Origin of the sequence: Thioalkalivibrio sp. HK1, from assembly GCA_000583135.1 — a bacterium.
In the GTDB taxonomy this organism is placed as follows: Bacteria; Pseudomonadota; Gammaproteobacteria; order HK1; family HK1; genus HK1.
On record JFBG01000104.1, the window covers coordinates 1 to 8,526 of the forward strand.

The 8,526-nt window shown below is 59.8% G+C and carries 5 protein-coding genes; 2 read left to right on the forward strand and 3 right to left on the reverse strand.

Annotated features, from left to right (window positions below):
• Positions 1 to 111 precede the first annotated feature (111 nt).
• Positions 112 to 354, forward strand: a complete 243-nt coding sequence (locus BF99_RS0119665) for a hypothetical protein (RefSeq protein ID WP_156013508.1) — start codon at positions 112 to 114, stop codon at positions 352 to 354.
• 414 nt (positions 355 to 768) lie between these two features.
• On the opposite strand, the gene BF99_RS0119675 is transcribed toward BF99_RS0119665, so the two are convergent.
• The 3 genes from BF99_RS0119675 to BF99_RS0119690 form a co-directional block, all read right to left on the reverse strand.
• Entirely contained in the window at positions 769 to 1,479 is a 711-nt protein-coding gene (locus tag BF99_RS0119675) for a D-lyxose/D-mannose family sugar isomerase (RefSeq protein WP_025772633.1), read from the reverse strand.
• Positions 1,480 to 1,574: 95 nt separating this feature from the next.
• A complete protein-coding gene (locus tag BF99_RS0119680; RefSeq protein WP_025772634.1) occupies positions 1,575 to 2,786 on the reverse strand; it encodes an AAA family ATPase in 1,212 nt (403 codons plus the stop codon).
• 179 nt (positions 2,787 to 2,965) lie between these two features.
• Positions 2,966 to 3,373 (reverse strand): rhodanese-like domain-containing protein, encoded by a 408-nt coding sequence (locus BF99_RS0119690; protein WP_025772635.1) that lies wholly within the window; start codon positions 3,371 to 3,373, stop codon positions 2,966 to 2,968.
• A 242-nt stretch (positions 3,374 to 3,615) separates the two neighbouring features.
• Here BF99_RS0119690 and BF99_RS0119700 point away from each other — a divergent pair, with 242 nt between their 5' ends.
• On the forward strand, positions 3,616 to 8,220 hold the full coding sequence (locus tag BF99_RS0119700) for a DEAD/DEAH box helicase (RefSeq protein WP_025772636.1): 4,605 nt from the start codon (positions 3,616 to 3,618) through the stop codon (positions 8,218 to 8,220).
• The last annotated feature ends 306 nt before the right edge of the window (positions 8,221 to 8,526 follow it).

Consider the following 8,526-nt stretch of genomic DNA (forward strand, 5'->3'; position numbering starts at 1 on the left):
CCACGCTGGTCACTCTGTTCTCGATCGATTGCAGTCTGTCCATGTGCTTCACCTCGTCCTTGATGCGATTTTCGATGCGTCGCGTTAGCCACCAAGGACGAGGTGAAGCACATGGACAGACTGCAATCGATCGAGAACAGAGTGACCAGCGTGGAAACCAAGGTGGACGGCTTGGAAGTCAAGGTGGTCAGCTTGGAAGCCAAGGTGGATGGCATGGAAGCCAAGATGATCACGAAGGATGATTTGGCTGAAATGGAGACGAGGATGTCCATACAGTCGAAAAATGACATGGCAACCGTAAAGACCGAGTTGCTCGAAGCCATCAAAAATGTGAATGGCAACGCCCATCGATAATTCTTCGGGGCGTGGAAAACCCTAAAGACCAGACTTAAGGATCACCTGCCCGGCCATCTTCGCGCCTCGTAGCGTTCGTCGTCTATGGGGATATCGAGATGGTCGGGCGGACGATCCGATAGGTGCCTTTTTGGAAAGATGGCACCCGATATCCCTTGGCTCTTATCCTCTTATCAATCTCTTTTTTCAACCGCCGGCTTCGATTTTTTTCAAAGTTGAGGGAATAAAGCGCAGGCCTGTATAGCGGCATTTCGAAGGATGCATGAAGATAAACTCGAAGGACTAAGGATCCACCGGCACCGTATCCGATGCAACCAAGGCGCTCGCTCGCCAAGCCGATTCTTATACGATGAGCCGGGTGAAACCGAAGATCGCCGCATCGATTTTCGGCGAATATCCCGATATTCCGGTGCGTTACAAGAGCGGATCCGATGGTTTTGCGAGCCATCGATCATAGTCGCTGACCAGCAGATGCAAGGGTGGCTCGTCCTCGGTGATGCGAGAAAAACGACCGATTTCGTCGGCGAAGACATTATCGGCGTGATCGTCGTTGACATTCGAGACCTCCCCGATCAACACCGACCCGCCCTTGCCCCAGAATCGATGCCAACAATGGGGCTCCAAGGTGATGCTTTCGCCGGGTTCGAGTTCCAAGATCGCCCCTGCGGGCAGCGTGCGCCATCTCCCGTCGCAGCGGATGCGAACATCGCTGCGATCATCCAATCCGCCTTCCTCGTCGGAGGTGAACAGCTCCAACGCCAATGTCGCACCGCCCCGATTGATGATGTCTTCGGTTTTGAGGTGATGACGATGCAGCGGGCTGATCTGATCTTGCTTCGATATCATGATCTTTTCCGCATAGAGCATCCCCATGCCCTGAGCCACATTCCGAGCGTTGCCGTTGCGCACGGTAAAAAGAAAAAGCCCCAAGTCCGAAAAACGACCTTGTCCGTAATCGGTAATATCCCAACCCAATGCATGATCGCGAATCATCGCCCCTTCGCCGGATACCAATTCCTCGAGTTCATCGGGAGACAGGTAGGCGAAGGGCGGCAGAACATAGCCGAATGAGCGAATGAAGGCATCGCTCTCGCGCAGGATTCGATTGACCTCGGAACGTAGCATCGATCGTTTCTCCTTGGGTTGTGATCGAAATTCATCGTCGAAATAGTCGGATTTTATCGAACAAAGGGGGATCGTTTTTTTGCCGTCTCCATCGTCTAACTCCCGAAAAAATCCATTTTTTTCATGGATAGATCAGATTTTTCCGGGAATAGCTGGTTCATACGAAGGAGCTCTCCGGCATGATAGAGATGTTCTTTGATAGCGCCTAGACTGTTCACATCCAAAGGACCTATCCGGGTCGGTTCCACACTGCCTTCCCCTTCGGAAGATATCGCAACGAGAATCGAGTCTTCGGGTACATACTCCAAAAGGTCGGGGCTATGGCTGGTCATCAGAATCTGAGTATGTTCGGATGCATCTTCGATAGCATCGACGAGGCTTCGGGCAGCGGCGGGATGCAGGGCGATTTCAGGCTCTTCGATGCCGATGAATCGATTGGTGGAATCACTCTTGCCCGCTCCTTGGAAAAGGGCTACGAGCACACCGAGGGCTCGCAAAGTCCCATCCGACATACTACCGGCTTCGAATTTCCATGGATGTTTTGCGCCTTGCACCCTTTGTCTGAATTCAAGGGTCTCCATCGATCCCAGCGAATGGCGTTTCACGGAAGTGATTCCCGGGGTGATGGATTCCAGATATTGTTCGATCCTATGTTTGAAATCAGGGTGATTCTTCTCGATATGATGTAGAACGCTCGGTAGGTTTTTACCATCTCTTTGTAAAATATCCCCGGGATCGACCGGTTCGATCTTGCGGATAGCGTCGGGATTGAAATGATAGAATCCCATCGTCGAAAGTGCATCATAGACCGGACGAAATTCCTCGAATCCGGAGAGAGCGACGAGATAGAGGCGATCCGACATAATGGTCGGCGGCGAGGATTTCAGATTTCCCTCTATATAGCGACCGCGCTCCACGACATAATAATGACTTGGGAAAATCGCATCTTTTTTTGCAACCGCGCATTCTTCTTTTTGAACCTCGTATCCCCCCCTACGCAAAGCGGCGATCAGAAATCCATAGCGACCGGTTATCTCTCCCAAATCGAAATCGATACAGATTCCGAAATGAGTCGGGTGACCGCTCGATTTACGCCTCACGGCATCGATGCCTCCTCTTTCTCGCATCGCATGATCGAGCGAAGAACGCAAGGAATCGGCCACGAAGCGCAGACCGTCGAGGAAATTGCTTTTCCCCGATCCGTTATGCCCGACAATCACCGCTATCCTCTCCAAGACAACATCGCAGGCCGCGATGTTTTTGTAGTTTTGCAGTCGGACCCTTTTGATGAGTCTTCGATCGTTCATGAGAACCAGCCTCTCGGGGCGAAACCTGCAAGAGATAAAAATCGTCTCATTAGACGATTTCGCCTCTCAACTTTGAATATGGATCCGCTTTTCGCGTTCGATGACCTGAACCGCTATCGCGATCTTTGCGACGAACCCGCAACAAAATCGTCGGCAATATTCCCGCCGATATCCACTCATCACCCGCGCGCATAGTCTTCCGTCGGTCCTCCCGCCTCTTTCCAAGCGGTATATCCCCCTTCGATATGGCATGCCCGCTGCAATCCGATGCGCTGCACGACCTCGGTGGCCAACGCCGAGCGCCAATCCTTATTACAGTAAAATGCGAAGCGTTTATCCTGATCGAAGATGGCGGCTTTGTAATAAGGGCTTTTGGGATCGACCCAGAACTCGACCATGCCCCGCGGAACATGCACCGCTCCGGGGATCCGCCCTTCCCGCTCCAGTTCGCGTACATCGCGCAGGTCCACGAACACCACATCGGGATCGCCATGCATCGCTACCGCCTTGTCCACCGGCACCGTATCAATGGCCCGGCGCGCTTGTTCCACCATATCGGCAACGGATACCTTGGCATCGACGGTCATGGTCTTTCTCCTCGGGTCGAAGGTGTTGGGGTCGAAGGTGATCGTATGATCCGAAAAACGATGTCGGCGACGACGATAGCCCGTCGCCGGAGTCGATTATGCCCTGCTTCGGCGGCCATGGCCTTCGGCGCCGGCTTCTCCGGCATCCTTGTCGGCGCTCTGGCGATACGGGCATCTCGTCGAGTGGCCAGCCGAGGGCACCATCGAGGGCTTCGCAAAATATCCGGCGGCGGGGGCGGCAAATGATCCTCGATCCCTTTCATCCGGCGGTTCGCTCTTGGTTCGAATCCGCCTTCGAGAGCCCCACCGAATGCCAGGTGCAGGCTTGGAGTGCGGTGGCCGGCGGCCGCCATACCCTGATCGCCGCCCCGACCGGTTCCGGCAAGACCCTTGCCGCCTTCCTTTGCACCATCGATGCCTTGGTGCGCGAAAGCCGGGCGGCGGCCCTGCCCGATGCCGTGCGCACGGTTTACGTCTCCCCGCTCAAGGCTCTGGGCAACGATATCCGCAAGAACCTCGAAACGCCCCTTGCGGGGATCGATAGCGCCCTAAGGGATTCGAGCGAGCCGATATCGGGGATCCGGGCGATGGTGCGCAGCGGCGACACCCCCGCAGCGGAGCGGGAGTCGATGCGTCGGCAACCGCCGCATATCCTGGTCACCACCCCGGAATCGCTCTACATCCTGTTGACCAGCGAGGGCGGGCGGCGGATGCTCGAAAGCGCCGACACCGTCATCGTCGATGAAATCCACGCTCTGGCGGGCAACAAGCGCGGGGCGCATCTCGCCCTCTCCTTGGAACGCTTGGACGCGCTGGCCAAACGCCCCCTCACCCGCATCGGTCTATCGGCGACGCAGCGACCGATCGAGACCGTGGCGCACTTTCTCACCGGCGGCGAGGAGGGCAAGCCCCATCCCTGCGCCATCGTCGATATCGGCCATCAACGCAAACGCGACCTTGCGCTCGAGCTGCCCGACAGCCCGTTGGAGGCGGTGATGTCCGCCGAGGTCTGGGGCGAGGTCTACCGCAAGCTGTGCATCCTGATCGAGGCCCATCGCACCACCTTGGTCTTCGTCAACACCCGGCGCATGGCGGAGAGGATCGCCCGGGCGCTGGCCGAAACGCTGGGGGAGGAGCACGTCACCTCGCATCACGGCAGCCTCTCGCGCGAGCACCGCCTGCGCGCCGAGCGGCAGCTCAAATCCGGCGAACTCAAGGCCTTGGTCGCCACCGCATCCTTGGAGCTCGGGATCGATATCGGCGATGTCGATCTCGTTTGCCAGCTGGGATCGACCCGATCGATCGCCACCTTCTTGCAGCGAGCGGGGCGCGCAGGGCACGCGGTCCACGGCACGCCCCGCGCCCGCCTCTTCCCCTTGAGCCGGGACGATCTGATCGAATGCGCCGCGATCCTCGACGGCGCCAAGCACGACGACCTCGACCGGATCATCGTCCCCGAGCATCCACTCGATGTGCTGGCACAGCAAGTGGTGGCGATGGTCGCCGCGCAGGAGTGGAGCGAAGAGGCGCTGTTCGCCACCGTGCGTCGTGCCTGGCCCTATCGCAACCTCGACCCCGAACGCTGGCGGCAAACACTGACGATGCTCGCCGATGGATTCGCGACGAGGCGGGGGCGCAGAGGCGCCTACCTGCATCGGGATGTCATCCACGGCATGCTGCGCTCGCGGCGGGGGGCGCGGCTGGTCGCGATCACCTCCGGCGGAGCGATCCCCGACAACGCCGATTACGATGTGATCTTGGAACCCCAAGGAATGCGCATCGGCTCTTTGAACGAGGATTTCGCGATCGAGAGCAGGCCCGGCGATGTCTTCCAACTCGGCAACAACTCTTGGCGCATCCGGCGCGTCGAGCAAGGCAAGGTACGGGTCGAAGATGCCCAAGGAATGCCGCCCACCCTCCCCTTCTGGCTGGGAGAGGCTCCGGGGCGAACCGATGAACTCTCCATGCGCGTTTGCGACCTGCTCCAAGGGATCGCAAGCGCGCTCAAGACCCAAGGCCAAGAAGCCACCACCTTGGAAGATCGCCGCGCGAGCCGGGATCGAATCGCTCGGGATCTGGCCGAGCGCACCGGAGCGGGCATTGATGCTTGCGCGCAGATCATTGAATATCTGGAATGCGCACATAGCGCCTTGGGAGCCTTGCCCGATCGAAAAACGGTGGTGCTGGAGCGTTTCTTCGACGAAAGCGGCGGCATGCAGTTGGTCATCCATACCCGCTTGGGGAGCCGAATCAATCGCGCCTTCGGGCTGGCTCTGCGCAAACGCATGTGCCGAAAATTCAATTTCGAGCTGCAAGCGGCGGCCACCGAAGACGCCATCGTGCTCTCGCTGGGCGAGACCCACAGCTTCGCTCTGGCCGATGTCTGCCGCTACCTGTCACCTTTGATCGTGCGCGAGGTGCTGATCCAAGCGCTGCTCGAAGCCCCGGTCTTCGAAACGCGCTGGCGGTGGAATGCCAATATCTCGCTGGCCATCCCTCGCTTTCGCTCGGGGACCAAGGTCGCCCCGCAGATCCAGCGCATGCAAGCCGAAGACCTGGTCGCGGTGGTCTTTCCCGATCAGATCGCCTGCGCCGAGAACCTCTCGGGGCCAAGAGAAGTGCCCGATCACCCGCTGGTGGAGCAAACCATCGCCGATGCCCTGACCGAGGCGATGGACGCCGGCGGACTCGAGCGTTTGATCGAAGGGCTCGTCGAAGGGGGGATTCGAATCGTCGCGCGCGATCTGACCGAACCCTCCCCTTTGGCGATGGAGATCCTCGACGCTCGCCCCTTCGCCTTTCTCGATGACGCCCCCTTGGAGGAACGACGCACTCGAGCGGTGGTCGCTCGCCGAACCCTCGATCCGGAGTCCGCCGCCGATATCGGAAAACTCGATCCCGCCGCCATCCGGCAAGTGCGCCTCCAAGCCTGGCCGCAAGCCAAAGATGCCGACGAACTGCACGATGCCCTGGTGATGATCGGTTGCCTATCCGAGGCCGAGGGTCGAAGCGGCAAGGCCGAGCGAGCGAATGACTCAAAAGCCGAATCGACGATGAGCGACGAGGGCCGAGACCGAGGATGCGAGCGAGGATACGGCGAGGACATGCGAGCGAAAAGCCAAAGCGCATGGCCATCGCTCTTCGAGGCGCTGATCCAAAGCGGCCGCGCCACCCGTTTTTATCCACCGCCCGAAAACCCCTCGCTGCGCGCACCGGACGAAAAGGAGAAAAAACCGGACCCGCTTTGGTGTGCCGCAGAACGCCTATCCCTCCTTCGATCCGCCTACGGCGGCGGCCACGCCGATCCGCCGACGGCTCTCCCGGCGGAACTCGAATCGGCCCCGGAGACCGACGCTGCGCAAAGGGAGCTGATAAGGGCTCGCCTGTCCTGCCTAGGGCCGGTCAGCGACGAAGCGCTCGCGGACACCTTGGCGTTATCGCCGGCGATCGTTCGCTGCGCCCTGGCCGCCCTCGAATCCGAGGGCTACGCCCTGCGCGGACACTTCACCGAAAGCGCGCCCGGGCAAGAGGGCGATGGACAACAATGGTGCGAGCGACGTCTTTTGGCTCGCATCCACCGCACCACCCTCAACCGCCTTCGCCGCGAGATCGAGCCCGCCTCGCAGGTCGATTTCATGCGCTTTTTGATCGCATGGCAGCAAGTCGAGAGCCCCAACAAGCGCGAGGGGCTGGAATCCTTGGCCATGGTGGTGGCGGAACTCGAGGGCTTCGCCGCTCCCGCCGCCGCTTGGGAAGCGGAAATTCTGCCCGCCCGGATCGCCGATTTCACCCCCTCGATGCTCGATCGCCTTTGCCTCGCCGGCCGGGCCAGATGGGCGCGGCCGCTCCCCCCGGAGCGCCTGGGAAAGGGACGATCCTTCGGTCCGATCCGCTCGACCCCCATCGCCTTGTTGAGCCGGGCTCATGCCTCGCTGTGGTTGGCTCCGGCTTCGATATCCAAAGACGGCGAAGCGGGGGATATGCGGGCATCGTTATCGACGGCGGCGCAGCGAACGCTGACGCTTCTCGAAGAGCGGGGGCCCTCCTTCTTCGATGAAATCATCGAGCAAAGCGATGGCTGCGGGCCGGATATCGCCGCCGCCTTGGGCGAGCTGAGCGCTCGGGGTTTTATCGGCGCCGACGGTTTTGCCGGGTTGCGCGCATTCATCCACCCCGTCCGCCGCCGTCTGCGCGCCATCGGCGAGGCCGGAAGATGGTCTTGCCTCCCCCGCCGGAAAGAGGGATTCGATGACTTCGGCGCATCCCTCGAAGCCGAAGACGAGGCCTTCGATGCCGCCGAGCGCATCGCCCGCACCCTGCTGCGACGCTACGGCATCGTCTTCAAAGCCCTGCTCGCGCGCGAGAATATCCTTCTTCCATGGCGCTCGCTGCTGCGTCAATGGCGACGCTTGGAAGCCCGAGGAGAGATTCGCGCCGGGCATTTCGTCGCCGGATTCGCAGGCGAACAATACGCCCTGCCGCAGGCGATCGAAACCCTGCGCCGGATCCGAAAAAAGAACGAGAAAGGAACATTCATCGTCGTCGACGCCGCGGACCCGCTTAACTTAAGCGGCATCGTCTGCCCGGGCGAGCGCATCCGGGCTTCGATGCGCCTGCGGATCGCGATCTTGGACGGCATTCCCATCGCCACCTGTGCCGGGCGGCAAGTCCGATGGCTGGGATCGCCTCCGCCCGAGCAGGAGTGGGAGATTCGAAACGCCCTGCTTCGCCGCCGACGCCCATCGAACCGCCGGCGGCGCTTCGCGCGAGAAGACGAGGCTCGCTTCGCAATCGGCCATGCGCCTTCGAAGCAAAGCGAGTCTCCGACCGGCACCCTCGGGACCTAAAAGCCCGACCCTCGCCCCTTCGAACGATATCGAGGGTATCGGTATTCCGGGGAGTTTTTCCGGGAATTCCAAACCCCCAAACACTCACCACCATCGATACCGTGGCGGACAAGACGAGTCGAGATGCCAGAAAGAAATCACATTGACAAAGTAGACTTGTGGTACTATATGAAATCATCCGGTCCCGATTCTCTTTCGTCGATATGACACCGAAAGGGACCAGAATAAGGAGGCTTTGGAGATGCAAAAACAATCAACGCATTTCTTCGAAATTGAAAGCCCTTTCCTGCGGGGGGGGGGGGGGGG

Coding starts and splice junctions, on each gene's coding strand:
- BF99_RS0119665 (WP_156013508.1), top strand. CDS start 112: ATGGACAGACTGCAATCGATCGAGAACAGAGTGACCAGCGTGGAAACC.
- BF99_RS0119675 (WP_025772633.1), bottom strand. CDS start 1,479: ATGCTACGTTCCGAGGTCAATCGAATCCTGCGCGAGAGCGATGCCTTC.
- BF99_RS0119680 (WP_025772634.1), bottom strand. CDS start 2,786: ATGAACGATCGAAGACTCATCAAAAGGGTCCGACTGCAAAACTACAAA.
- BF99_RS0119690 (WP_025772635.1), bottom strand. CDS start 3,373: ATGACCGTCGATGCCAAGGTATCCGTTGCCGATATGGTGGAACAAGCG.
- BF99_RS0119700 (WP_025772636.1), top strand. CDS start 3,616: ATGATCCTCGATCCCTTTCATCCGGCGGTTCGCTCTTGGTTCGAATCC.